Raw genomic sequence first — 23,483 nt, forward strand, 5'->3', positions numbered from 1 at the left:
GCAGCAATAGGTTGCCTTTTAGGCTGTTACTGTGCTTTGTGATAAAAACAAGATATCTAAATAGAATTAGTACCATTATTTTTTAGCATTCGTAACTAACTTGAATGCCTCAGACACGCTCTCGTCCTTACGAGACCAATCTAGCATCTGCCTGATGAGATTGTCTTTTTTCAATCCAGGCACCTTTCTGGTCTGTTGAAAGGTTGGCAATTTAAGGTTCTCGGCTTTAATTTCCGCCGTCAAGTGATCACAGAAAAGCCAAACCGCCTCAGATATCGCTTCTGCTGCCGTTTGCTTCGTTTCATATCTCCCAGCGCCCTCAGCTTGCAATAGCCTGACAACCTCTTGCTTCACGCTATCATAGCGTTCATTTTTTACCTTCCCTCCCTTCTCCCTCGCCACCATTTTCTTTTCTTCACGCTTTTCTTGGATATGGGCAATCTCGAGCGCTTCTAGTAAACCTATCAACTTCATCAGTACACGTATTGCTCCCAAGAGAGCCTTACATGCTTCTTCTGGCTGTGTCTCTTTAAGCCTCTCACTCCACAGATAATAAAGTGCAGCGATGTTGCTATATTCTGATACCCGTGAGGGAAAATCCTTTTTATTACCGCGAGCACATTCGGTGACAAACTCAAGACCCGCAATTTTTTCCACGTTATCGATCGTCATCCAGTTAATGGTCAGCTGTATTTTATCCATCAGCTCATCAACAGAGTAACGCGTCTGCAGTATATCTGTTGGCGCCAACCATACCTTGCTCTGAGCCCACTCTGCATGAACGCAGAGCACTCTCAGGTCGTTTAGACGTTCTTCGTACTCGGCAGTCAATATATCAAATAAAAATGTAGCCATAAATCAATCGCTTATAGTTTTTTGGTGTACGTAAAATTTGTTGGTTAGCACGCGTATTTTCGATGCCAAGTGAAAACGCTAATCTTGACCTCGTCGAAAGTCAACCGACCAAGAGGAACGCAAACCATGGCTACACAACCCAGAGTTAAGGTATTACGAATGCCCGCCGTCGAAGAAAAAATAGGCGTTGCGCGCTCAACCGTTTATGACTGGCTCAACCCCAACTCCCCCCGATACGACCCGACCTTGCCTCGTCCTAGGCGCTTAGGCAAACAGTCCGTGGGTTGGATTGAATCTGAACTCGATGAGTGGATATTGAATCGCGGATAAACATCTTCTCTTCGCATTGGAATTATCTCAGCTATACCTGCATCAGATTATTGTAACACCAAAAGGATGATATATGCCTAAACGTATCACGTTTCAAGCAGATAGAGATTCGACTATTTGCGAGATAGATAATTATTGCCGAGCCAAAAAACTTTCTCGCTCGGCAGTTATTTCAAGCCTGCTGAACGCATTAGTGCCGAGACTGAAATGTATCAACGAACATTACAATGCTGCAAACAACCTTGAGCATGAATTAACGAATGTGCTGGGGCAGCAAGACTGCTTGCTGCCAAAACAACAATTTTCAATCAGCGCAGAAGAACATTTCCATCAGCTATGGATGATGAAAATTCGACACCCCAGAAATATTATCGACTACCGGCTCCATGAACATCAGAAAGCCAAAGCCAGTATGGAGCAAGATGAAATAACCTATATCAAGGAAATGCTTGAAAACATTGTCAGCAAAATGAACGTTGAAAAAGCCATTTTTATCTATACCGACAGACGAGTGTCTCACAAATTTCAGAAAGCTGGAGGGCTATCAAACACGCTGCTTATCAATCAATCGGAATATGATGGTTATTTCTTTGATTTTGCAAACTCGACGCCATTGCCCATGCTTGATGTCATCGCACATGGGCTCACAGAAGCACTAAAGAAGCATCAGGTAACAATATCTGCCCCTTGTGTTTGCTGGATACCGATCTACTACGTTGATGACATGGTGATTATGACGCCCGTAATAAAGGCGACCGACGTAAAAAAACAAAAACTGACGATGGATAAAGCCATCATCATCAATCTCTTCGGGCTGGAAGTCATAACGTGAGGGGATAGGCACAGAAATGGCGTTGTTCAATTTATAGGCGAAAAGGAGGGTTAATGACACTATTTGTAAGCAGAATTGACACATTGCATAACCCGTTGGCCTCTGCTTTATCGGTAGCACAACCCTGTTCCATTCACTCTTGAGAGGCATGATAGACCGATGAGCGAGGGACATCAATGTAAACCCGGAAGGCCCAAGGGCAGTCACTTTGCTAATGCTATCCAACAATGTCGGCTCTTAGGCATGACACAAGCGAATACAGCAATCGCACTGAACATCAGTATTTCGACGGTTAAACGATATTGGTCTAGATGCGTGATTGAAATATTCAACCACTAATTAATGAGTGATATTTAACTATCAACCCTATGTCATGCCTAGCTTTGAGGGGAACAATTCTGTTGGATAGTTATTATATACGTATTGTATCAATGACCCTACATGACATTACATCAACCATAATGAGGGAATTATATCACACCATGACCTCAGTCATGGGTAGCGGCACATTATAGACTACAGATACCGCAAACAGATAAACCATCTTCTATTTACACAGACAACCCATGGTCTGCTAGCTAGCACGCCCCTAGGCGTAGGGTATCAGCCATGAAAAACTACCAGACAACATAAACACGGTGATAGCCGATTATTAATCTGCGAGACCAGGATAACGTCAGTCCCTCTTAGGGGAGCTATCGGATTAAGAATATATTCATGAAGGAGGACATATCACTCTGTAACGCTCAGCCCCTGTAAGGGGAACATTAGAAAAATAACGATACCCGCAGCATCTATTCCCCTCAAGGGGAACGTACACGCTCGCACCTGAAAACATGAATCCATATAGGAATTAACAACATGAAATACTATCAAACCATCTTTGGCCCCCATATCCTCGACTACTACACCCGCATTATTGACCTTATCCGCGCAGCTCTCGTAACGCATCCGAGAACCTTAGTGCTGCGGGTTGATTTACATGACCCAGCCATTATAAACCATGGAGATATGATGACGCGCCTTCACAATAACCAAGGGTGTGTCATGAATAGCTTCATTAACTCTCTAAATTCCAAAATAGCATCCCACCAACGACGACGAGCCAAAGCAGGTAAACGGGTTTATCCCAACACTCTCCGTTATGCCTGGGTGCGTGAATTCAGCCAAACAGGGAAGCGTCACTTTCACATCCTCTTGCTGCTAAACAAAGATGCCTTCTTCCATCTCGGAGATTACAACATTGAAAACAGCACCCTCAGAACCATGATAACAACAGCGTGGTGCAGCGCATTAAGCCTGTCTCCTGAAGAGGGGCATTACTTAGTCCACTACCCCACCAACGGGAAATACGCCCTCCTTAAGCAGGCCGTAGATCGAGGCATTTATCCGGCTGGTTTCATGAACCGAGTCCATTACATGACCAAAGCCAAAAGCAAATCCTTTAATGATGGGTATCGTAGCTTCGGATGCAGTCATATTTAATCACCACATCGATTACACGTAATTACAGATATATTTTACTGTAGTGAACCTACCCAAGGGACTGCACAGAGCAGTCCCTTTTACTATTTATCTCACCGCGATGTCTTCCATGAAAACATGGACCGCTCTCAGGGAGATCGGTGATTTAACCTTTGGCTAAGCGATTAACCAACCGCTCGACTGTGTCCAGTAACAAAGCCCGATCAGCATCATCGAGCCGGGCCAATTGCTTACTCAGCACAATGCCCTGTTCAGTGGGCCTGTTGCTGGTCTCACGCAGAAAGTCCGCCAGCTCACAACCAAACAGCTGAGCAAGCTCCGCTAGCCGCACTACAGTCGGCACCACAATGCCCCGCTCCATCCGCGAGACCGCTTCCATCCCGATATTGAGGTGCTCAGCCACCTGCTCCTGGGTAAACCCTGCCCGGTTGCGCTGACGCCCAATCGCCTTACCTACGCTCTTGGCTAACTGTCCAACGTTGATATCTGTCATAAGTCCTCCCATCAACCCTTATGGTTGGGGGTGGACCCGTTGACATGAAGAACCTCAAAAGGCGAACATCGACCCTACAGGTTGTTACTAGGCATTTTTTACCTGCCAGCTCGACATAGTGTTACCCCTTCCCACGATTAACTAAGCAACAGGAGTTCTCATGAAACAACTCGTTCCATTGCTCACCCTGGCACTCACTGCACCGAGCGCCATGGCAAGCAGCCCCAATGACATCTGGTCCTATCAAGACAGTGATGGCATCACGCTGGCTCAGTCATGCAACAACAAAAGCACCTGTGAGCCGCTCTACAAAAACCGCAACTATGTCGCCCTGGTCAATAACCGCTCCCAAACGGGCTGTGCCATCGGTGACCTGTTCGTTGCTGAACACGCCAGCCGCAGCTTTAAAAAGCTCGATACCGGTACCTGCAGCCCCTCAGCCAGTATCGAGGTCAATACCTACAATCGGCTGAACAACGTCGATGTCATGGTCGGTGACCGGCTCATCAAGCGTTATCCACTGGATACCTGGATGTACTTGGAAGAACGTAAGGAGGGTAAGGTTGCATCCTGGAAAAAGGCAGAAGAGAACGCAAAAAAACAACCTGTGTCGATTGAAGAGCCTGTAGGACATGCCGAATGGAAAATGAGTAACCAAGGCACCCAGTACGACCTATTCCAAGGCGTGAATCTGTTAACGCTTCAGTGCTCTCGTAAATTTGAAACCTCAGATGGGCGCTCCACCTCAAGCCTGGTACACACCAATGGCAAAGGTAGCCAATTTGTCGATGCCATTGAGGTCGATGGCAAGCGTCTCTCCGCGAAGGTAACCAATCAGGCGCAATGGACTGACCTTGTCAGCACCCTCTTGGCCGCATCCAAAGTCACAGCTTATAAAGACGAGACTGCCGTCGCGATATGGAAGATGAAGCCCGTTCAGCTTCAGACACCGTGTGAATATTACCGGGGGTAATCAACCAAATGATAACTATCAAGAACACGCTATTGACTACCGTTGTTGCCGCACTGTTCTGTACAACCGTCAGCCATGCAGAAGATCAGCGCTATCTAGCTATCCAGCACACTGACACCGTCTACGCCAACCAGGGCGTCTGCGCCTACCACTTCTCCCTCGATAGCGGTGGGGCCGATGAGTTTGGTCGGCTGTACATCACGCTGCAATTCAATGACAAGAAGGGCAAAGCGCTGGCCGAATCAACTCTGGAGGTTGAATCGTTCGGCGGGAGCTCCACCACTCGCTATGGCGGTGGCTTTACGGAGGTTGACTGCGGACAGGTAGAGCAGGCCAAGTCCATCGCCATCATTCAGGCGACCGAGGTGCTCGCTCACAACGAAGTCACCCGACTGCCAGTTTCGACCTTCACCCCTGAGTTTCATCAACCACTGAAGATCACCGTGGGCAACAAGTAGCCCGCTCAGCAAAAACAAAGCCAAAGGGCGTCACCGTGATGGTGACGCCCTTTTTCATTTCCAACTCTTGATGAGGATCATCATCCCATGACACGACATTTCATTATTGGCGATCACCTGATTGCGCCACAGCCTGAAAGCCACCACCACGGACTCTTTGTTGGCCATGACCAGGTCATTCACTGTCTACCATCCCTTGCCGGAGAGCACTCAGGCCAACTGGCGCTGACCTCCCTGGCTGAATTCAGCCAACACTGCACCATTGAGGTCAAGCCCCATACCCAACGCCTTTTCAGCCGAGAGGAAAGCCTGACACGGGCCTACGCCCGACTGAGTGAAGGTGAGCAAGGCCAACCGTTTGCTAGCAGCGAGCGGTTTGTCACCTGGTGCATTGAAGGGGTTCAGCACCCCCCCAAGCTGCTGCAGACCGCTGTAGCAACGGTGGTGGCAGCCGAAGTGGCTCGCCATACGCTGGGTAAAGCGGCCACAAGTGCAACGGCAGGGCTTGCTGCCAGCACGCTGGCCACGACTGCTGGCGGTAGTGGCGCCGCAGCAACGGTAGTGTCGGTGACCGGTATTGTTTCAGCCCCGCTGTTAGCCCCCCTTGCCGTGGGCGCCGTCGCTGCCTATGGCATCAGCAAACTCTGGGATTGGCTCAACGACTGAGTCATCCCCCGGTCTGGACGAGAGGTGACCCCCCTCTCTCTTTGAGTTCCACGAGGAAACACCATGACCATTCCCTTTTTCCGGGACGGCTTTGCCCTGCCCGTTGCCCAAGCATTACTTGCGCTACTCAATCAGGAGGTCGCCAATACAGGCCTCGACCAGGAGCGTCTGACTCAACTGACCTTCAACTTTCGCAGCCCCGGCTACAGTGCCGAAACGGGTGGCGTCCATCCGGTAGAGCTGCGACTTATTCGGGGATTACACGGCTGGGTCTTCGATTACATCACCGACTTCAGTTATCAGGGGCTGGGCCAGGATGCTGAGCTCTGCAAGGAGCTCGACTTCAACCTCTCCTGTGACGAGCACTATCTGCAAGGCTGGGGGCCACTGCCCGGCGTGGAAGCGCGGGAACTGTTTGCCCTGTGGCAGAGCAATTTCATCGCCTATGGCCAGCTGGGGTATTTTACCGTCACGGTCAGCGGGGATTAGGAGGTGTGTGATGACTAACGAACTGCCGCTCTCCCACTACTCACGCCAGTGGCTGGGACTGGTTGCGGCCAAGACCAAGCTACAGCCAGCTCGCCAGGGCGATAGCTGGTTGCTGCACCTGACTCCCGATAGCCCAAATGCCCGCACCGTCACGCTGCATTTGCGTTGGTCTGGCGTGCAGTGGCAGCTGCTCTCCCTTACCAATGCCGAGGACTGGCACGCCATGAGCCAGCCCGTGGATGAAATCTGTGTGGACCCAAAACGTCGCTGTTTCTGGCACTGTCAGGCTGGACCGGTGCCACTCACTGAGCAGCCCCGTGTGCTGGGGAGCTTTCTGAGTGACCTGCAGCGTACCTGCATCCACCACGGCTACCGTGTGGAGAGTGACCCCTTACCTCAAGAGGAGGCGAAAGATGCCAAAACAACCGATAGCCGTTGAGCTGGAAGCGATTAATCGAGATGGCGAGACGCAGGTGGTGCGTGACAGTGGCCTGACCGTGCACGGCTACAGCGTCTACCTGCGGGCCGTGGAAGCCAGCGGACTGGCGCTGGCCACTTGGGTGGCAGACAGCGACACCATTGGTCCAGCCTATAAACTGGCGGAACGGCTGAGCGTTGCGCTCGCTATCCCGCTCACCGTGCAGGTCCCCGAACCACTAATGCCGGTGAAGCAGGAACCTACCGCCAGGGAAGGCGTCACCACCACGGCCAACTGAACACCCCTCACAGTGAACCAACAACCTCTCTACCTTTGACCCCGACATGCTTCATGCGTGCCGGGGTTTTGTTTATTTGGAGAACCCCACATGCGTTACCACAAACTCAAAGCCGGGGAATGCCCCGGCACCTATGTCGTCACTGAGCCGGTGACCGAGCAAGACCTGCTACGTATCGCCAATCAGATTGCTCGCAAGCGTCTTGCCAAAGGCTCCGCCATCACCAGTACCACAGAGGCCGCTGAGCGGCTGCAAACCCTGCTGCAGGACCGGGAGCATGAAGTGTTTGGTGCACTGTTCCTCGACTCCCAACATCGCGTACTGGCCTTTGAGGAGCTGTTTCGTGGCACCTTGGACAGCGCCAGCATCTACCCACGGGAAGTGGTCAAGCGGGCCATACTGCTCAACAGTGGGGCCATCATCGCGGTGCACAATCACCCCAGCGGTGACCCAGAACCCAGCCACTCAGACCGGGTCTTTACCCAGGCTCTCAAAGAGGCCTTGGCCCTGGTCGATGTCCGGTTGCTCGACCATCTGGTAGTCGGCGCAGAAGGCGTAGTCTCGCTGACCGAGCGAGGCCTGCTATGAACCTTATCCCAGGTAAAGCACATCTCACCGCCCTCGATATCCTGCTCGAACTGCGTGGCTGGCTTGCAGACAACGTCCAGATGCAGGCAGCGCCCGCTATCGTCGCTCACCTGCCCAACGGTTACCAACTCACCCAGGCCGACTGTGTCGAAGCCATTGATGCGCTGTTGCATCAGTTGCGGCACTAATCAGGCCAAAAAGGGACAAACACCGTGCGATTACCTAACCCCTATTCCCTGGAAGAAACCCTGGGCAAGCTGCGCGATGGCCTGGCAGCCGCCAGCAACGAAGGGGCGCAGGCGTTGTTGGATAAGGCGGTTACCAAGGCTAGTGACGACAGGGCCTACACCAAGGAGTTTGAAGAGGCTTTGCTGCAAGGCTCCACCATCGAGATACGCGAGTGTCTCAGCTGTTTTGGCGACTACTTCGAACGCTCCAGAGACACGCCGCCCTATTACCCGTACCACGATGCCGTCAACGGCATTGATTCCATGCTCTACGCCATCCTGTTCGCTCTGGCTCACCCAGACGCAGAGCCCGCCAACATCCCCAAACCCGGATCATCTGGTCCAACACCATGATCTGGATATGCCGACACAACCCACAGGGCCACCTCACTGCAGGTGGCCTTGTTCATTTCAAGGAGTCACCCCCATGTCTGCTTTCATGATTGACCGCCAGGATTACCTTGCCTTTGCCGTGCAGTTGCACCGATTTTGCAATGCCCCGATGCCACCGCACTACACCCTTGAGTTACTGCGCACCCTCTGGTGGATACCGCCAGCAGACACGACCAGTACCTGGACGTGGCGGGTTGACCGGTTAGCACGGTTGATGATGCTCGCCAACCGCCGTGCAGTCTGGCATCGCTATCAGCGGGGGCGTCAGCAGGACCACAAGGAACCACGTCAGCACCGCTCGACCAAGCTGAGTCCGCTTAAACCTGCCCATAGTTACCATCAAGCACCACTCACCGATGCCGAACTGGTAGCCCTATACAAATTCACCTGCTGCGCCCTGTACCAGTCGAACGAATGGACCGGGAGCCCAGTGCAGGCACCACGGCTGGTTAAGGTGATACAGCAGTTGCAACAGGCTCTCGCACAAGACGTGCTGACCCGGCTGTCACTGTGGGAGCAAGCACCTTGGGGGGAGATGTGATGGGTCTATCCATCACCCTGACGGTGACGGGTTCACCACCGAGCTCAACCGCCCATATAGCCCAACGTATCGCCAATGACATGGCACACCTGCATCACCGTCTAGGAGATGGGGTCAGCGATGAACTGGGCATCAGTATCAGTTATCTGGTCGAACAGTTTGCGCTGCTGGCAACGGCTTACCGTTCACCGGAGGAAATGGAGAAACAACAATGATTACGTTCAATGACAGCTTTAGCCAGGCCGCCGTGGCGGAGGCCATGTGTGCCCATCCAGCACTTGCCAAACTCATCAATCAGCAGTTGATGCTGCCGGGCTTTGCCTATGCCCACGATGTGGAGGGGAGACGTATTGGCGGCCCACTGGTCGCCCCCAACCCTGTACTGCACAAAACCACGCTCTTTGTCAGTCCACGGGATATGCGTGAGCACCTGCCACGAGAGATTAACTTCGCCCGCTTTCGCTGTGCCTGTAATGCTGCGGGTCAGCCGGTCGGCGAGTGGCAACGGGTGATAGTCGGGGCTTACGTCAACCATGGCAGCAACGACGTGCCGGATTGGAGCAGCCACACGTGACCATGACAACGCCCACGGCATCACCAATGGCCCCAGAGGCTGCTATCGCCAGTCTCCGAGCACATATCGAGGAGTTCATTGCACTGGAGCTGACCCAAAGGCTCGATGTACAGCTGGCTAACCTAGTGCGTTCCGGCGTGTTGGACCTGGATAACTGGGACGGGGCAAATCTGGTTTTGCCTCGCACAGTGACCACGGCACTGCTGGAGGCTGCCGCCGAGCGGGTGATTTGGCACAGCCACCGCCGTCGCTATCAGCGAGACATCAACCGCCTCAAGCAATCGCTGTAGACAATCCTCCCCACAACCTCATGCAGCCCCTCACACCGAGGGGCTGTTTGCATTTTAAGGAACCCACCCATGCACGACCTGCGTGATTACAAGACCCTGACCGCTCGGCAGCTCACCACTGCCATCGGTCAGCTCAACCACAACACCGCGCCGAAGATAATGACCCATCTGGCCTTGCGGGCCACACAGCAGCATCCGCTCGGTAATCAACGCAGCAGAGCCAAGGCGCTCAAGCTGCTGCGCCGAGTCAAGAAGGCTCACAAGGCGGGGCGTATCCAACTCGAGCTCACCGTAACCGGCTGCCGCATCGACCGGGGTAGCCATCAGGCAGACCGCTACTACTACGACAGAGCACTGCTGGCCCAAGGCTGGCAGCAGTACGACACCGAGGAGGACGCCTGGTATTTCGGCATCTGGATTAACACAGAGAAGCGCGAGACCTTTACCTATGCAGAGGGGGATACCAACCATGTGATTGCGCCGAACGTCGAGGCGTTTCGCGCTGAATTGGCGCGGCTCTATCAGTACCACCCGCAGGCCCCGGCGTTTATCAGTATCGACCCAGAGGCTGGCGTTGTGACCCACCATTTTGAAACCAAGCCGGAGGTGTGAGATGGCCAAACACATCACTATCAAAGTACCGGGCAAACACCCGCAGACCGGTGAACTCACCAGTTTTGAGCTCAAGGGGCAACGCATGGATATCGACATCGGCGGCCAGGCCGTGCCCTTCCTCATTCATGGGAGGGGCATCGGCACCTCGCTCACCCACATCCCGAGCGGCTATCGCATCGCACTGCTCGGCGGCTGGCTCACTGCTCGTTACGCAATACCTGAGAATAAGCCCAGCAGAACGACCTGTGCACTGATGGCCATAGACCGACTGGTGGCCCAATACGGTTCGCTACACCTGCTAGATCGGCTCAATTGCAAACCGGTTATCAATCAGATGTAACGCACAGCCAAGACAACAAGGAACGATGCAATGACCAACACCCTACCTGCAACAACGAACCCATTGGCAGGCCATCCGGTGATGCAGATGCTGGATGTCGCCATGAGCTCAATCATTGGCGATTACGATGACGCAGACCTGGTGCCTGAATGGCAATGGATCAAGCGTATGGCCTCCCATGAACATGTCGGAGTGAAGGATGACTCCGCCTATGAGTACACCTTGAACCTGGCCATGGAGCTCGATGCCATCCCGCCAGCGCTGCAGCCCTTGCTCACTGCCGCCCAGCAGGCAGGCGTGAACTACATCCTGTTTTACAACGGCTAGCCACTGTGCCCGTCACCGAGACCCGACAGCGCTCAACAGCCACAACAAGCCAGCCCCGCTCATCCACAAACAGCATAAAGGGCCAGCCCTCACAGGCTGGCCCTTTGCATCATTGGAGTAATTTTCCATGACCCGTCTTATCACCGGGCTCGAGGTGCATCGCTATGCTCCCGAACTCAACAAACTGCATTTGCGCAACCGGCAGACGTTACCGGCGCCCGGCATTACCAGCATCAAGGACGCCAAAGCATGCCTGTTTAGCCGCTGGCAGCAGGGGCATCAGGTGACCATCACCGTGAGCCATCCCGACTACATCAATCTCTCCCGGCTTTACCGAGGGCGACTGGCAAGCCTGACAGACCTCCCTGAGCACCTAGCCAGACTACGCCAGCGCCACAACGTGCCCGGCACCCGCATCAACATTCAACTGAGGTATCGCTAATCATGACCACGACAACCACCCACACCAATGACCAACAACCCGTAGCGCCAGACCAGCCCACTCGGATTTTTGCGCAGTGGGGCTTGCCCCATACCGTGACGCCGCGCTTTGGGGCTCGTCTGATACAGAGCCGCTACCGGCTCGATTTTCTTTCCGACCGAGCCAGCCTTATCGGTGAGTGGTGCGAGGCACAGATAGACAAGCTCGACCAGGCTTTCCCGGAGATCATCAAGGCGCTGGAAACCAAGCTGCTGACCGGTGAGCTGGATGCCCAACGCCAGCAGCGTATCACCATCCAGCACGCAGGTTTCACCTGTGAAGCCGATAGCCTTGGCAGTCACGGCTATGTCTATGTGGTGCTTTACCCGGCCATCACTCTTTAGGAAGGGGGAAGGCTGCTTGCCCAGCCTTCCCCCCATTTTTAGATGTTAACCAGATGGCGCCAGTTACCTGAATGTGGGTCATTTTTCCGGTATCATGCACATCATTTCATTAGAAAGTTCCGCCTCCTAACTTACGAGGCGACACACAGGAATCACAGCATGACAAGCATTCAACAACGCGCCGCCCTGCAACGTCAGATCTGGGCCATTGCCAACGAGGTTCGGGGTGCTGTCGATGGGTGGGATTTTAAGCAGTATGTACTGGGTGCCCTGTTCTACCGCTTCATCAGCGAGAACTTTGCCAACTACATCGAAGGTGGTGATGACAGCGTAAACTATGCCGCACTACCCGATAGCGTGATCACGCCGGAAATCAAAGAGGATGCCATCAAGACCAAGGGTTACTTTATCCGCCCCAGCGATCTCTTCGTCAATGTGGCCAAAAATGCCAATAGCAGCGAAAGCCTCAATACCGATCTTGCGAATATCTTTGCCGACATTGAAACATCGGCTAGCGGTTACCCGTCAGAGCGAGACATCAAAGGGTTGTTCGCCGACTTTGATACAACTAGCAACCGCTTGGGTAATACGGTAAAAGATAAAAACACCCGTCTGGCAGCGGTGCTTAAGGGGGTAGCCGAACTCAATTTCGGTGACTTTGAAGAGAGTCATATTGATCTCTTCGGCGATGCCTACGAGTACCTTATCTCCAACTATGCCGCCAACGCCGGTAAATCTGGTGGCGAGTTCTTCACCCCCCAGCATGTCTCCAAGCTGATCGCCCAGCTTGCCATGCATGGCCAGAGTAGCGTCAACAAAATTTACGACCCGGCTTGTGGCTCAGGCTCACTGCTCTTACAAGCCAAAAAGCACTTTGATGCCCACATCATCGAAGATGGTTTCTTTGGGCAAGAGCTCAACCACACCACCTACAACCTGGCGCGGATGAACATGTTCTTGCACAACATTAACTACGACAAGTTCAACATCCAACTCGGCGATACACTGCGCGAACCTCACTTTGGCGACGACAAGCCGTTCGATGCCATCGTTTCCAACCCGCCCTATTCAGTGAAGTGGATAGGCTCGGATGACCCGACCCTGATCAACGATGACCGCTTTGCACCGGCTGGCGTGCTCGCCCCTAAATCCAAAGCCGACTTTGCTTTTGTGCTGCACGCACTCAGCTACCTCTCCGCCAAAGGCCGCGCCGCCATCGTCTGCTTCCCCGGCATCTTCTACCGTAGCGGGGCCGAGCAAAAGATCCGGAAATATCTGGTGGATTACAACTATGTGGAGACCGTAATCTCGCTGGCACCCAATCTGTTCTACGGCACCACCATCGCGGTGAATATTCTGGTGCTGGCAAAAAACAAGAAAGACATGATGACCCAGTTCATCGACGCCAGCGGCCTGTTCAAGAGAGAAACCAATAACAACGTGTTATTGGATGCGCACATCGAACAAATCATGGCGGTGTTCGACAGCAAGGCCCATATCGAACACTTCGCCAAATCGGTGTCCTTGGATCAGGTAGCCGCCAACGATTACAACCTATCGGTTAGCAGCTATGTGGAAGTGAAAGACAACCGTGAGGTGGTGGACATCACCCAGCTCAATAGCGAGCTGAAAGTCACCGTGTCTAAAATTGACCAACTACGCAAAGATATTGACGCCATCGTCGCAGAGATCGAAGACAAGGAGCTGGGGGCATGAACTGCGTGAGTTTTTTGGAAAAGCTGCTGAATGGGGTAGCTGTGGAATGGAAGCCGTTGGGAGACGTGGCCGATATTTACGGCGGTCTCACTGGAAAGAGCAAATCCGACTTTGATGGCGGCAATGCAAAGTACATCACTTATAAAAATATTTTTTCCAACTTTGCGGTAAACTTGGACTTGCTCGAGCCTGTTAAGGTTTCCGAGTCCGAAAATCAGCACTGCGTTAAGTACGGTGATATTTTGTTTACTAGTTCATCTGAAACTGCGGATGAAGCCGGCATGTCATCGGCAGTTACGACTTACTTGGATTCCCCTGTCTACTTAAACAGTTTTTCGTTTGGCATCAGATTTAAGATGGATATTTGCATAACGCCGCAGTTTGCAAAGCATTTGTTTCGCTGTGATTTCATGCGAACTGAAATTAAAAAAACAGCGAGTGGCGTTACGCGATTTAATATATCAAAAGAGCGCTTTCGCAAAATTAAAATCCCCATTATCTGCCCAGATAATCCCATAAAATCGCTGGAAATCCAGGCCGAAATAGTCCGCATACTAGACTCCATCACTGAGCTTACCAACGAGCTTACCAACGAGCTTACCGCCCGTAAAAAGCAATACAACCACTATCGCGACCAGTTGTTGAGTTTCGAAGACGGAGACGTGGAGTGGAAGCCTCTTGGGGAGATTGGCGAGTTCATTCGTGGGAAGCGATTTACTAAGGCCGACTATGTGGACGATGGCATAGACGTTATCCATTACGGCGAGATATACACGCGATATGGCGTTTTTACAGACAAGGTTTTTTCCCAAGTGCGTGAGGAAATGGCTAACTCCTTGCGGTACGCTGAGCCGGGTGACGTGATATTGGCTGGTGTTGGCGAAACCGTTGAAGATGTGGGCAAGGCTGTTGCGTGGATGGGTACTCATAAGGTCGCTATCCACGACGATAGCTATGCTTTTCGCCACTCCATGAACCCCAAGTACATTTCCTATGCGATGCAAACAGCCTCTTTCAATGCCCAGAAAACGAAATATGTGTCCAGTGGAAAGGTGAAGCGCCTGCTGATCGAGGGTGTAAAAAAAGAAGTAAAAATCCCTGTTCCTGTCCCGAACGACCCTGAAGAATCGCTTGCAGAACAAGCGCGCATCGTTGCCATCCTCGACAAATTCGATGCCCTGACGACTTCCCTCACCGAGGGGCTGCCCCGCGAGATCGAGCTGCGCCAGAAACAGTACGTGCATTACCGTGATCTGCTGCTGAACTTCCCCAAGCCGGAAACAGTAGAGGCATAACATGGGCAAGACGCTGACCGAAATTGCTCTGCAACTGAGCACGCCAAAGACAGTCAGAAAAACTGTCCCTGAGAAGACTAAGGAAGTTGACGAAGTCAAACCTGTGCCGAAGGTTCAATTGATCTATGCCTTCAACGGCACAGGCAAAACGCGCCTGTCTCGGGAGTTCAAGCAACTGATTGCGCCCAAAGCCAATGGCGAAGAGGGCGATGGGGAAGCCGACGCGCCCGAGTTATCACGCAACAAGATTCTCTATTACAACGCCTTCACCGAAGACCTGTTCTATTGGGATAACGACTTGGCGGGTGATGCCGAGTACAAGCTGAAGCTCCAACCCAATGCTTACACCAGCTGGCTGCTGACGCTACTCAAGGATCTGGGGCAGGATGGAAATATCGTTCATTATTTCCAGCGTTATGCGAACGACAAGCTCACGCCGCATTTTAGCGCCGACTTTGACGAAGTCACCTTCTCTCTTGACCGCGGTAATGAAGAGCCTTCCCCGCATATCAAGCTTTCCAAAGGCGAAGAGAGCAATTTCATCTGGAGTGTTTTCTACACCCTGCTGGATCAGGTGGTGACAATTCTCAATGTTGCCGAGCCGAGTGAGCGCGAGACCAGCGCCTTTGACCAGCTGGAGTATGTGTTCATTGACGACCCCGTCAGCTCTCTCGATGAAAACCATTTGATTGAGCTGGCAGTTAATCTGGCCAGCCTGATCAAATCAAGCAAATCCAATCTGAGGTTCATCGTCTCGACGCACAGCCCGCTGTTCTACAACGTGCTTTTCAATGAACTGAACGGTAAGGCCTGCTACATGCTGGAGCGGTTTGAAGACGGCAGCTTTGCCCTCACGGAAAAACAGGGCGATTCCAACAAGAGCTTTTCCTACCATTTGCACCTGAAGCAGGTCATTGAGCAGGCGATTGCGGACAACAAGGTTGAACGGTTTCATTTCACCTTGCTGCGAAACCTCTACGAGAAAACAGCCAGCTTTTTGGGTTACCCCAAATGGTCAGAACTCCTGCCGGATGACAAGCAACTTTATCTAAGCAGAATAATTAATTTCACAAGCCACAACACACTATCGAACGAAACCGTTGCAGAGCCAACGCGAGCTGAGAAAGCGATTGTCAAGTTGTTGCTCGAGCATTTGAAGAGCAACTATGGCTACTGGCAGCAGGAGCATCAAAATGGCTGATTATAAAACCATCGCAGAAACCAACAAATTTATCGTGCTGGATAAATACACTAAGGAATGGTCGGTTGCTGAAAGCTATCAGAGCGAAAGTGATCTGGAACGCGAGCTGATTGAGGATTTGGTCAATCAAGGTTATGAGCTCCTGCCCACCCTGAATAACCCTGCGACCATGCTCGCCAATGTGCGCGAACAGCTGCAAACGCTCAATAACGTAGCGTTTCTTGATGGCGAATGGCAGCGTTTTGTTGAGACCTTCCTCGATAAGCCCAGCGACAGCATCGTTGATAAGACCCGCAAGCTCCACGATGACTATATACATGACTTCGTCTTTGATGATGGTCGAATTAAAAATATATATCTGCTGGATAAGAATAACATCATCCGTAACAAGGTACAGGTGATTAAGCAGTTTGAACAAACCGGCAGCCATGCCAATCGGTATGATGTAACGATTCTGGTGAACGGGCTGCCACTGGTACAGATCGAGCTTAAAAAACGTGGTGTGGCGATCCGCGAAGCTTTTAATCAGGTCCACCGCTACAGCAAGGAAAGCTTCAATAGTGAGCACTCTTTGTTCAAATATTTGCAGCTGTTTGTCATCTCCAACGGCACCGATAGTCGCTATTTTTCCAATACCACGACACGCAATAAAAATAGCTTCGACTTCACCATGAACTGGGCGAAGTCAGACAACACGCTTATCAAAGATCTGAAAGACTTTACTGCAACCTTCTTTCAGAAACACACGCTGCTAAATGTATTGCTGCGTTACTCGGTGTTCGACGTCAGCAACACCTTGCTGGTGATGCGCCCTTACCAGATTGCCGCCACCGAGCGCATTATGTGGAAGATCAACAGTGCATATCAAGCCAAACAGTGGTGCAGTATCGATGGCGGTGGCTATATCTGGCATACCACTGGATCTGGCAAAACCCTAACCAGCTTTAAAGCGGCGCGTTTAGCGACCGAGCTGGAGTTTATCGATAAGGTATTCTTCGTAGTGGATCGCAAGGATCTGGATTACCAGACCATGAGGGAGTACCAACGCTTTTCACCCGATAGTGTCAATGGTTCGGACAGCACAGCGGGCCTAAAGCGCAATCTGGACAAGGATGACAACAAGATCATCGTCACCACCATCCAGAAGCTCAACAATTTGATGAAGAGCGAAGCTGACTTGCCGATTTACGGCAAGCAGGTGGTCTTTATTTTCGATGAGTGCCATCGTAGCCAGTTTGGCGAAGCTCAGAAAAACCTGAAGAAGAAATTCAAGAAATTCTATCAGTTTGGCTTTACTGGCACTCCAATCATTGGGGATGACATTGTGGATGGTCAATTAATCCGCAAAGGGAACGCACTTGGTGCAGACACCACCGCCAGTGTGTTTGGCCGCGAGTTGCACTCTTATGTTATCACCGATGCCATTCGCGATGAAAAAGTGCTCAAGTTCAAGGTGGACTACAACGATGTTAGACCGCAGTTCAAAGCCATCGAAACAGAGAAAGACGAGAAGAAGCTAAGCGCGGCGGAAAACAAGCAGGCCTTGCTACATCCGGAGCGCATTCGTGAGATCACCCAGTACATCCTGAACAACTTCCGGCAAAAGACCCATCGCCTGCAAGCGAACGCCAAGGGCTTTAATGCCATGTTTACGGTGAGCAGTGTGGAGGCGGCCAAGCTCTACTACGAATCATTCAAGGTGTTGCAGCAAAAGAGCACAAAACCGCTAAAAGTGGCCACAATCTTCTCGTTTGCTGCCAATGAAGAGCAGGATGCTGTGGGTGACATTGAGGATGAGAGCTTTGATGTCTCTGCCATGAATAGCAGTGCCAAAGAGTTTTTAAACACGGCTATCGCAGACTATAACGCGTTGTTTAAGACCAATTTCAGTGTGGACAGCAATGCTTTTCAGAACTATTACCGTGACTTGGCCAAACAGGTAAAGGCCAAGGAGATCGATCTACTGATCGTTGTGGGCATGTTCCTGACCGGCTTTGATGCCCCCACTCTGAACACGCTGTTTGTAGACAAGAATCTACGCTACCACGGGCTGATGCAGGCTTACTCGCGCACTAACCGTATTTTTGACGCCACCAAAACCTTCGGCAATATCGTCACCTTCCGCGACCTGGAGCAGGCGACCATCGACGCCATCACCCTGTTCGGTGATAACAACACCAAGAACGTGGTGTTGGAAAAGAGCTACAAGGAGTACATGGAAGGCTTTACCGATCTCGTAACCGGTCAAGCACGGCGCGGCTTTATGGATGTGGTGAGCGAGCTGGAACAGCGCTTTCCTGATCCTGCGGCCATTGAGAAAGAGGCCGACAAAAAAGCGTTCGCGAAACTCTTTGGCGAGTATCTGCGCGTTGAGAACCTGCTGCAAAACTATGACGAGTTCGCCAGCCTGAAGGCCCTGCAAAACGTAGATATGGGAGATTCTGAAGCGGTCGAAGCATTTAAAGCCGAACACTATCTGGATGATGCAAAGCTGGCCGAGTTGCAGACCATTCGCCTGCCAGCCGAACGCACGATCCAGGACTACCGTTCTACTTACAATGACATCCGAGATTGGCAGCGTCGGCAAAAATCAGCAGAGGAAAAAGACAAATCCACCATCGATTGGGATGACATCGTCTTTGAGGTGGATCTGCTCAAATCCCAGGAGATCAACCTCGACTACATACTTGAGCTGATTTATGAACACAACAAGAAAACCAGAAGCAAAGCTGAGCTGGTAGACGAAGTGCGCCGCCTGATCCGTGCAAGCCTTGGCAATCGAGCCAAGGAGAGCCTGCTGGTCGATTTTATCAATCAAACCGACTTGGACCAGATTGGTGATGCCGCCAGCGTCATCGAAGCTTTCTACGCCTTTGCTCAGGCCGAGCAACGACGAGAAGCCGATGAGCTGATCAGCTCTGAAAATCTGAATGAGGAAGCGGCAAAGCGCTATATCAGCACCTCGCTCAAGCGTGAATTCGCCAGCGAAAACGGCACCGAACTCAATTCACTCCTGCCCAAGATGAGCCCGCTAAACCCGCAGTATCTGACCAAAAAACAGAGCGTTTTCCAGAAGGTCGCTGCTTTTGTCGAGAAATTCAAAGGGGTGGGTGGTGACATTTAGTCAATATACTACTCCATGCCAAAACGGATGGATTACTGGAGTTGGTAAAAATGCAACCGTTTGAAATCTTGAGTGATGAAGAGTTCGATGAGCTGGAGGCGCTGCTTGAGCACTACGGCAGTGAGAACAGCATAGCCTCGATGTCGATGCTCGATGGCTTTTTGACGGCAGTGGTCTCTGGCCCCCACCTCATTATGCCGAGCACCTGGCTCCACGCGATCTGGGGTGGTGAGCAGGATCAACCCGAGTGGCAAAGCGAAGCCGAACTGGAACGTTTTATCGACCTGGTGATGCGCCACAGCAACGACATTGCGACCACCTTGACCTATGCGACAGAAGACTATTTCCCAGTTGCACCGGAGTTTGAGCGACACGGTGAGTGGGTTCCTCTGATCCACGACTGGTGTGGTGGTTATCTGGGAGGTCTTGAGCTGGCGCCATGGCCCACGCTACCGGCCCCAGAAGCTGCGGCACTGGCGATGATAAGTGAACCGCTGAAGACCATGCCTACATCGCTGGAAGCTCTCAGCAATGAGCATCTGCAAGAGCAAGCAACCAAGGCCCGCTTTGCCGCACGTATTCTACATGCCTACTTTCTGGCACAACGTGGCGAGCGAGCGGAACGTTCTCAACCAGTGGTGGCACCCATCAAGATTGGCCGCAACGAGCCGTGCCCCTGTGGCAGCGGCAAGAAGTACAAGCAGTGCTGTTTGCACTGACCAACAAAATAGATAGCCAGAGAGGGCCACAGGCCCTCTCTGGCTTTGGTTAAACTGAAGGAGTAATGACGATGACCTGTCCAAAGAGATGCTATCGAGGAGAAGGGCAGCCAAGGCTCTGTGGCACACTGCGTGGCATACCCAATTTTTAGGCAAGAAAAAAGCCCAAGCGATTCAATCACTTGGGCTTATATAGTGGCGGAGCGGACGGGACTCGAACCCGCGACCCCCGGCGTGACAGGCCGGTATTCTAACCAACTGAACTACCGCTCCGCTATTTGGTTAGCTTTTCGCTAAATCTTCTGCCGATTATCAGAGGTGTCATCCTCTCGGCCAATGACGTGATTCTTCACATCACTGTTTAATTGGGTGCCTGGCAGTGTCCTACTCTCGCATGGCGAATGCCACACTACCATCGGCGCTACCGCGTTTCACTTCTGAGTTCGGCATGGGATCAGGTGGTTCCACGGCGCTATGGCCGCCAAGCAAATTCTTAATCCAGAAAGCTGACGTGAATAACGATGTTGCCTATTGGCTTGTCGCTATCACTGAATTTTTAAGTAGTTCGTTCATTCGCTACAAGGCCCAGAACACTTCTTGGGTGTTGTATGGTTAAGCCTCACGGGTAATTAGTATGGGTTAGCTCAACACATCACTGCGCTTACACACCCCACCTATCAACGTTGTGGTCTCCAACGGCCCTTTAGGACCCTCAAGGGGTCAGGGATGACTCATCTCAGGGCTCGCTTCCCGCTTAGATGCTTTCAGCGGTTATCGATTCCGAACTTAGCTACCGGGCAGTGCCACTGGCGTGACAACCCGAACACCAGAGGTTCGTTCACTCCGGTCCTCTCGTACTAGGAGCAACTCCCTTCAATCATCCAACGCCCACGGCAGATAGGGACCGAACTGTCTCACGACGTTCTGAACCCAGCTCGCGTACCACTTTAAATGGCGAACAGCCATACCCTTGGGACCGACTTCAGCCCCAGGATGTGATGAGCCGACATCGAGGTGCCAAACACCGCCGTCGATATGAACTCTTGGGCGGTATCAGCCTGTTATCCCCGGAGTACCTTTTATCCGTTGAGCGATGGCCCTTCCATTCAGAACCACCGGATCACTATGACCTACTTTCGTACCTGCTCGACCTGTCCGTCTCGCAGTTAAGCTGGCTTATGCCATTGCACTAACCTCCTGATGTCCGACCAGGATTAGCCAACCTTCGTGCTCCTCCGTTACTCTTTGGGAGGAGACCGCCCCAGTCAAACTACCCACCAGGCACTGTCCGCGAGCCCGATTCAGGGCCCTGCGTTAGAACATCAAACATACAAGGGTGGTATTTCAAGGACGGCTCCAGCGCAACTGGCGTCACGCCTTCAAAGCCTCCCACCTATCCTACACATGTAGGTTCAATGTTCAGTGCCAAGCTGTAGTAAAGGTTCACGGGGTCTTTCCGTCTAGCCGCGGGTACACCGCATCTTCACGGCGAATTCGATTTCACTGAGTCTCGGGTGGAGACAGCATGGCCATGGTTACACCATTCGTGCAGGTCGGAACTTACCCGACAAGGAATTTCGCTACCTTAGGACCGTTATAGTTACGGCCGCCGTTTACCGGGGCTTCGATCAAGAGCTTCGCTTGCGCTAACCCCATCAATTAACCTTCCGGCACCGGGCAGGTGTCACACCCTATACGTCCACTTTCGTGTTTGCAGAGTGCTGTGTTTTTGATAAACAGTCCCAGCCATCTGGTCACTGCGACTCCCAACTGCTCCATCCGCAAGGGACTTCACTGTCAGGAGCGAACCTTCTCCCGAAGTTACGGTTCTATTTTGCCTAGTTCCTTCACCCGAGTTCTCTCAAGCGCCTTGGTATTCTCTACCCGACCACCTGTGTCGGTTTGGGGTACGATGACTTGTAATCTGAAGCTTAGAGGCTTTTCCTGGAAGCAGGGCATCAATGGCTTCACCACCGTAGTGGCTTCGTCTCGTGTCTCAGTGTTGTGTCTCCGGATTTGCCTAGAAACACCACCTACGCACTTTCACCAGGACAACCGTCGCCTGGCCCACCTAGCCTTCTCCGTCCCCCCATCGCAATTACAAGTCGTGCAGGAATATTAACCTGCTTCCCATCGATTACGCCTTTCGGCCTCACCTTAGGGGTCGACTCACCCTGCCCCGATTAACGTTGGACAGGAACCCTTGGTCTTCCGGCGAGGAGGCTTTTCACCCCCTTTATCGTTACTTACGTCAGCATTCGCACTTCTGATATCTCCAGCATACCTCTCGATACACCTTCGCAGACTTACAGAACGCTCCCCTACCACTCACACATAAGTGTGAATCCGCGGCTTCGGTGCCTGGTTTGAGCCCCGTTACATCTTCCGCGCAGGCCGACTCGACTAGTGAGCTATTACGCTTTCTTTAAATGATGGCTGCTTCTAAGCCAACATCCTAGCTGTCTGAGCCTTCCCACATCGTTTCCCACTTAACCAGAACTTTGGGACCTTAGCCGGCGGTCTGGGTTGTTTCCCTCTTCACGACGGACGTTAGCACCCGCCGTGTGTCTCCCGGATATTACTTACTGGTATTCGGAGTTTGCATGGAGTTGGTAAGTCGGGATGACCCCCTAGTCCAAACAGTGCTCTACCCCCAGTAGTATTCGTCCGAGGCGCTACCTAAATAGCTTTCGGGGAGAACCAGCTATCTCCGAGTTTGATTGGCCTTTCACCCCCAGCCACAGGTCATCCCCTAACTTTGCAACGTTAGTGGGTTCGGTCCTCCAGTTGATGTTACTCAACCTTCAACCTGCCCATGGCTAGATCACCCGGTTTCGGGTCTACACCTTGCAACTAGACGCCCAGTTAAGACTCGGTTTCCCTACGGCTCCCCTATACGGTTAACCTCGCTACAAAATGTAAGTCGCTGACCCATTATACAAAAGGTACGCAGTCACCCCGAAGGGCTCCCACTGCTTGTACGTACACGGTTTCAGGTTCTATTTCACTCCCCTCACAGGGGTTCTTTTCGCCTTTCCCTCACGGTACTGGTTCACTATCGGTCAGTCAGGAGTATTTAGCCTTGGAGGATGGTCCCCCCATATTCAGACAGGATGTCACGTGTCCCGCCCTACTCGATTTCACTTCAAGGTCGTTTTCATGTACGGGGCTATCACCCTGTATCGCTGGCCTTTCCAGGACCATTCCACTAACTTCCAAGAAACTTAAGGGCTAATCCCCGTTCGCTCGCCGCTACTGAGGGAATCTCGGTTGATTTCTTTTCCTCGGGGTACTTAGATGTTTCAGTTCTCCCGGTTCGCCTCTATTACCTATGTATTCAGTAATAGATACCCAGCTTATGCTGGGTGGGTTTCCCCATTCGGAAATCTGTGAGTAATAGCGTCTCTTACC

General features: G+C 52.1%; 28 protein-coding genes, 1 tRNA gene and 2 rRNA genes (1 of these 31 only partly in view). 26 read left to right on the forward strand and 5 right to left on the reverse strand.

Annotation, left to right across the window (positions count from 1 at the left end; all coding sequences use genetic code 11):
* Window positions 1-75: 75 nt before the first annotated feature.
* Window positions 76-855 carry a hypothetical protein gene (locus WJM78_RS21700; protein ID WP_310015429.1) on the reverse strand — a complete coding sequence of 260 codons (780 nt, stop codon included), beginning with the start codon at window positions 853-855 and terminating at the stop codon, window positions 76-78.
* Window positions 856-1,014: 159 nt separating this feature from the next.
* Here WJM78_RS21700 and WJM78_RS21705 point away from each other — a divergent pair, with 159 nt between their 5' ends.
* The 3 genes from WJM78_RS21705 (at window position 1,015) to WJM78_RS21715 (ending at window position 3,502) form a co-directional block, all read left to right on the forward strand.
* A complete protein-coding gene (locus WJM78_RS21705; RefSeq protein WP_310015461.1) occupies window positions 1,015-1,185 on the forward strand; it encodes a helix-turn-helix transcriptional regulator in 171 nt (56 codons plus the stop codon).
* Between the two features lie 73 nt (window positions 1,186-1,258).
* On the forward strand, window positions 1,259-2,017 hold the full coding sequence (locus WJM78_RS21710; RefSeq protein WP_339012008.1) for a hypothetical protein: 759 nt from the start codon (window positions 1,259-1,261) through the stop codon (window positions 2,015-2,017).
* Between the two features lie 861 nt (window positions 2,018-2,878).
* Window positions 2,879-3,502: an inovirus Gp2 family protein gene (locus tag WJM78_RS21715; RefSeq protein WP_339012011.1), complete on the forward strand. Its 624-nt coding sequence runs from the start codon at window positions 2,879-2,881 to the stop codon at window positions 3,500-3,502.
* Window positions 3,503-3,647: 145 nt separating this feature from the next.
* Here the strand turns inward: WJM78_RS21715 and WJM78_RS21720 are convergent, their stop codons facing one another.
* Complete coding sequence (locus tag WJM78_RS21720) at window positions 3,648-3,995, reverse strand: helix-turn-helix transcriptional regulator (RefSeq protein ID WP_339012014.1); 348 nt, start codon at window positions 3,993-3,995, stop codon at window positions 3,648-3,650.
* A 160-nt stretch (window positions 3,996-4,155) separates the two neighbouring features.
* Between WJM78_RS21720 and WJM78_RS21725 the strand changes: the two genes are divergently transcribed.
* The 23 genes from WJM78_RS21725 (at window position 4,156) to WJM78_RS21835 (ending at window position 20,072) form a co-directional block, all read left to right on the forward strand.
* Window positions 4,156-4,968 (forward strand): hypothetical protein, encoded by an 813-nt coding sequence (locus WJM78_RS21725; protein WP_339012016.1) that lies wholly within the window; start codon window positions 4,156-4,158, stop codon window positions 4,966-4,968.
* Between the two features lie 8 nt (window positions 4,969-4,976).
* The gene (locus tag WJM78_RS21730; RefSeq protein WP_339012019.1) at window positions 4,977-5,426 is read left to right on the forward strand and encodes an IrmA family protein; all 450 of its coding nucleotides are present in this window, start codon (window positions 4,977-4,979) and stop codon (window positions 5,424-5,426) included.
* A gap of 87 nt (window positions 5,427-5,513) precedes the next feature.
* Window positions 5,514-6,092, forward strand: coding sequence for a lecithin retinol acyltransferase family protein (locus tag WJM78_RS21735; protein ID WP_339012022.1), 579 nt, complete (start codon window positions 5,514-5,516; stop codon window positions 6,090-6,092).
* Between the two features lie 63 nt (window positions 6,093-6,155).
* Window positions 6,156-6,581, forward strand: coding sequence for a DUF2787 family protein (locus tag WJM78_RS21740; protein ID WP_339012025.1), 426 nt, complete (start codon window positions 6,156-6,158; stop codon window positions 6,579-6,581).
* 10 nt (window positions 6,582-6,591) lie between these two features.
* Entirely contained in the window at window positions 6,592-7,020 is a 429-nt protein-coding gene (locus WJM78_RS21745) for a hypothetical protein (RefSeq protein WP_339012028.1), read from the forward strand.
* Complete coding sequence (locus tag WJM78_RS21750; protein WP_339012031.1) at window positions 6,995-7,297, forward strand: hypothetical protein; 303 nt, start codon at window positions 6,995-6,997, stop codon at window positions 7,295-7,297. Before WJM78_RS21745 ends, WJM78_RS21750 begins: the two co-directional genes overlap by 26 nt.
* A 90-nt stretch (window positions 7,298-7,387) precedes the next feature.
* The gene (gene radC / locus WJM78_RS21755) at window positions 7,388-7,885 is read left to right on the forward strand and encodes a RadC family protein (RefSeq protein ID WP_339012034.1); all 498 of its coding nucleotides are present in this window, start codon (window positions 7,388-7,390) and stop codon (window positions 7,883-7,885) included.
* The gene (locus WJM78_RS21760) at window positions 7,882-8,073 is read left to right on the forward strand and encodes a hypothetical protein (RefSeq protein WP_339012037.1); all 192 of its coding nucleotides are present in this window, start codon (window positions 7,882-7,884) and stop codon (window positions 8,071-8,073) included. The genes radC and WJM78_RS21760 overlap by 4 nt, the downstream gene beginning before the upstream one ends.
* Window positions 8,074-8,097: 24 nt before the next feature.
* Entirely contained in the window at window positions 8,098-8,466 is a 369-nt protein-coding gene (locus WJM78_RS21765) for a hypothetical protein (protein WP_339012040.1), read from the forward strand.
* Window positions 8,467-8,539: 73 nt separating this feature from the next.
* Entirely contained in the window at window positions 8,540-9,046 is a 507-nt protein-coding gene (locus tag WJM78_RS21770) for a hypothetical protein (protein ID WP_339012043.1), read from the forward strand.
* Entirely contained in the window at window positions 9,046-9,261 is a 216-nt protein-coding gene (locus tag WJM78_RS21775) for a hypothetical protein (protein WP_339012046.1), read from the forward strand. The genes WJM78_RS21770 and WJM78_RS21775 overlap by 1 nt, the downstream gene beginning before the upstream one ends.
* A complete protein-coding gene (locus WJM78_RS21780; protein WP_339012048.1) occupies window positions 9,258-9,620 on the forward strand; it encodes a hypothetical protein in 363 nt (120 codons plus the stop codon). Before WJM78_RS21775 ends, WJM78_RS21780 begins: the two co-directional genes overlap by 4 nt.
* Window positions 9,621-9,646: 26 nt before the next feature.
* The gene (locus tag WJM78_RS21785; protein WP_182859900.1) at window positions 9,647-9,910 is read left to right on the forward strand and encodes a hypothetical protein; all 264 of its coding nucleotides are present in this window, start codon (window positions 9,647-9,649) and stop codon (window positions 9,908-9,910) included.
* Between the two features lie 69 nt (window positions 9,911-9,979).
* Window positions 9,980-10,522 carry a hypothetical protein gene (locus WJM78_RS21790; RefSeq protein ID WP_339012053.1) on the forward strand — a complete coding sequence of 181 codons (543 nt, stop codon included), beginning with the start codon at window positions 9,980-9,982 and terminating at the stop codon, window positions 10,520-10,522.
* A gap of 1 nt (window position 10,523) precedes the next feature.
* Complete coding sequence (locus tag WJM78_RS21795) at window positions 10,524-10,865, forward strand: hypothetical protein (protein WP_339012056.1); 342 nt, start codon at window positions 10,524-10,526, stop codon at window positions 10,863-10,865.
* Window positions 10,866-10,895: 30 nt separating this feature from the next.
* Entirely contained in the window at window positions 10,896-11,192 is a 297-nt protein-coding gene (locus tag WJM78_RS21800; RefSeq protein WP_339012059.1) for a hypothetical protein, read from the forward strand.
* A 127-nt stretch (window positions 11,193-11,319) separates the two neighbouring features.
* Window positions 11,320-11,634 carry a hypothetical protein gene (locus WJM78_RS21805; protein ID WP_339012062.1) on the forward strand — a complete coding sequence of 105 codons (315 nt, stop codon included), beginning with the start codon at window positions 11,320-11,322 and terminating at the stop codon, window positions 11,632-11,634.
* A 2-nt stretch (window positions 11,635-11,636) separates the two neighbouring features.
* The gene (locus tag WJM78_RS21810) at window positions 11,637-12,017 is read left to right on the forward strand and encodes a type IV toxin-antitoxin system YeeU family antitoxin (RefSeq protein WP_339012065.1); all 381 of its coding nucleotides are present in this window, start codon (window positions 11,637-11,639) and stop codon (window positions 12,015-12,017) included.
* 159 nt (window positions 12,018-12,176) lie between these two features.
* Entirely contained in the window at window positions 12,177-13,733 is a 1,557-nt protein-coding gene (locus WJM78_RS21815) for a type I restriction-modification system subunit M (RefSeq protein ID WP_339012067.1), read from the forward strand.
* Window positions 13,730-15,028 (forward strand): restriction endonuclease subunit S, encoded by a 1,299-nt coding sequence (locus WJM78_RS21820; protein ID WP_339012069.1) that lies wholly within the window; start codon window positions 13,730-13,732, stop codon window positions 15,026-15,028. The genes WJM78_RS21815 and WJM78_RS21820 overlap by 4 nt, the downstream gene beginning before the upstream one ends.
* Window position 15,029: 1 nt before the next feature.
* Window positions 15,030-16,229, forward strand: a complete 1,200-nt coding sequence (locus WJM78_RS21825) for an anticodon nuclease (RefSeq protein WP_339012072.1) — start codon at window positions 15,030-15,032, stop codon at window positions 16,227-16,229.
* The gene (locus WJM78_RS21830) at window positions 16,222-19,353 is read left to right on the forward strand and encodes a type I restriction endonuclease subunit R (RefSeq protein WP_339012075.1); all 3,132 of its coding nucleotides are present in this window, start codon (window positions 16,222-16,224) and stop codon (window positions 19,351-19,353) included. Before WJM78_RS21825 ends, WJM78_RS21830 begins: the two co-directional genes overlap by 8 nt.
* A 50-nt stretch (window positions 19,354-19,403) precedes the next feature.
* Window positions 19,404-20,072 carry a UPF0149 family protein gene (locus WJM78_RS21835; RefSeq protein ID WP_339012077.1) on the forward strand — a complete coding sequence of 223 codons (669 nt, stop codon included), beginning with the start codon at window positions 19,404-19,406 and terminating at the stop codon, window positions 20,070-20,072.
* A 196-nt stretch (window positions 20,073-20,268) separates the two neighbouring features.
* Here the strand turns inward: WJM78_RS21835 and WJM78_RS21840 are convergent.
* From WJM78_RS21840 to WJM78_RS21850, 3 genes are all read right to left on the reverse strand, one after another.
* Window positions 20,269-20,345: transfer RNA gene (locus tag WJM78_RS21840), tRNA-Asp, on the reverse strand.
* Between the two features lie 98 nt (window positions 20,346-20,443).
* Window positions 20,444-20,558, reverse strand: a 5S ribosomal RNA gene (gene rrf / locus WJM78_RS21845).
* A gap of 122 nt (window positions 20,559-20,680) precedes the next feature.
* Window positions 20,681-23,483, reverse strand: a 23S ribosomal RNA gene (locus tag WJM78_RS21850) (it continues 87 nt past the right edge of the window).

Origin of the sequence: Aeromonas popoffii (genome assembly GCF_037818705.1) — a bacterium.
Taxonomy (GTDB): domain Bacteria; phylum Pseudomonadota; class Gammaproteobacteria; order Enterobacterales; family Aeromonadaceae; genus Aeromonas; species Aeromonas popoffii.

What these genes read in the sequence shown, in the direction of transcription:
- WJM78_RS21700 (WP_310015429.1), bottom strand. Translation starts at nt 855, where the DNA reads ATGGCTACATTTTTATTTGATATATTGACTGCCGAGTACGAAGAACGT.
- WJM78_RS21705 (WP_310015461.1), top strand. Translation starts at nt 1,015, where the DNA reads ATGCCCGCCGTCGAAGAAAAAATAGGCGTTGCGCGCTCAACCGTTTAT.
- WJM78_RS21710 (WP_339012008.1), top strand. Translation starts at nt 1,259, where the DNA reads ATGCCTAAACGTATCACGTTTCAAGCAGATAGAGATTCGACTATTTGC.
- WJM78_RS21715 (WP_339012011.1), top strand. Translation starts at nt 2,879, where the DNA reads ATGAAATACTATCAAACCATCTTTGGCCCCCATATCCTCGACTACTAC.
- WJM78_RS21720 (WP_339012014.1), bottom strand. Translation starts at nt 3,995, where the DNA reads ATGACAGATATCAACGTTGGACAGTTAGCCAAGAGCGTAGGTAAGGCG.
- WJM78_RS21725 (WP_339012016.1), top strand. Translation starts at nt 4,156, where the DNA reads ATGAAACAACTCGTTCCATTGCTCACCCTGGCACTCACTGCACCGAGC.
- WJM78_RS21730 (WP_339012019.1), top strand. Translation starts at nt 4,977, where the DNA reads ATGATAACTATCAAGAACACGCTATTGACTACCGTTGTTGCCGCACTG.
- WJM78_RS21735 (WP_339012022.1), top strand. Translation starts at nt 5,514, where the DNA reads ATGACACGACATTTCATTATTGGCGATCACCTGATTGCGCCACAGCCT.
- WJM78_RS21740 (WP_339012025.1), top strand. Translation starts at nt 6,156, where the DNA reads ATGACCATTCCCTTTTTCCGGGACGGCTTTGCCCTGCCCGTTGCCCAA.
- WJM78_RS21745 (WP_339012028.1), top strand. Translation starts at nt 6,592, where the DNA reads ATGACTAACGAACTGCCGCTCTCCCACTACTCACGCCAGTGGCTGGGA.
- WJM78_RS21750 (WP_339012031.1), top strand. Translation starts at nt 6,995, where the DNA reads ATGCCAAAACAACCGATAGCCGTTGAGCTGGAAGCGATTAATCGAGAT.
- radC (WP_339012034.1), top strand. Translation starts at nt 7,388, where the DNA reads ATGCGTTACCACAAACTCAAAGCCGGGGAATGCCCCGGCACCTATGTC.
- WJM78_RS21760 (WP_339012037.1), top strand. Translation starts at nt 7,882, where the DNA reads ATGAACCTTATCCCAGGTAAAGCACATCTCACCGCCCTCGATATCCTG.
- WJM78_RS21770 (WP_339012043.1), top strand. Translation starts at nt 8,540, where the DNA reads ATGTCTGCTTTCATGATTGACCGCCAGGATTACCTTGCCTTTGCCGTG.
- WJM78_RS21775 (WP_339012046.1), top strand. Translation starts at nt 9,046, where the DNA reads ATGGGTCTATCCATCACCCTGACGGTGACGGGTTCACCACCGAGCTCA.
- WJM78_RS21780 (WP_339012048.1), top strand. Translation starts at nt 9,258, where the DNA reads ATGATTACGTTCAATGACAGCTTTAGCCAGGCCGCCGTGGCGGAGGCC.
- WJM78_RS21785 (WP_182859900.1), top strand. Translation starts at nt 9,647, where the DNA reads ATGGCCCCAGAGGCTGCTATCGCCAGTCTCCGAGCACATATCGAGGAG.
- WJM78_RS21790 (WP_339012053.1), top strand. Translation starts at nt 9,980, where the DNA reads ATGCACGACCTGCGTGATTACAAGACCCTGACCGCTCGGCAGCTCACC.
- WJM78_RS21795 (WP_339012056.1), top strand. Translation starts at nt 10,524, where the DNA reads ATGGCCAAACACATCACTATCAAAGTACCGGGCAAACACCCGCAGACC.
- WJM78_RS21800 (WP_339012059.1), top strand. Translation starts at nt 10,896, where the DNA reads ATGACCAACACCCTACCTGCAACAACGAACCCATTGGCAGGCCATCCG.
- WJM78_RS21805 (WP_339012062.1), top strand. Translation starts at nt 11,320, where the DNA reads ATGACCCGTCTTATCACCGGGCTCGAGGTGCATCGCTATGCTCCCGAA.
- WJM78_RS21810 (WP_339012065.1), top strand. Translation starts at nt 11,637, where the DNA reads ATGACCACGACAACCACCCACACCAATGACCAACAACCCGTAGCGCCA.
- WJM78_RS21815 (WP_339012067.1), top strand. Translation starts at nt 12,177, where the DNA reads ATGACAAGCATTCAACAACGCGCCGCCCTGCAACGTCAGATCTGGGCC.
- WJM78_RS21820 (WP_339012069.1), top strand. Translation starts at nt 13,730, where the DNA reads ATGAACTGCGTGAGTTTTTTGGAAAAGCTGCTGAATGGGGTAGCTGTG.
- WJM78_RS21825 (WP_339012072.1), top strand. Translation starts at nt 15,030, where the DNA reads ATGGGCAAGACGCTGACCGAAATTGCTCTGCAACTGAGCACGCCAAAG.
- WJM78_RS21830 (WP_339012075.1), top strand. Translation starts at nt 16,222, where the DNA reads ATGGCTGATTATAAAACCATCGCAGAAACCAACAAATTTATCGTGCTG.
- WJM78_RS21835 (WP_339012077.1), top strand. Translation starts at nt 19,404, where the DNA reads ATGCAACCGTTTGAAATCTTGAGTGATGAAGAGTTCGATGAGCTGGAG.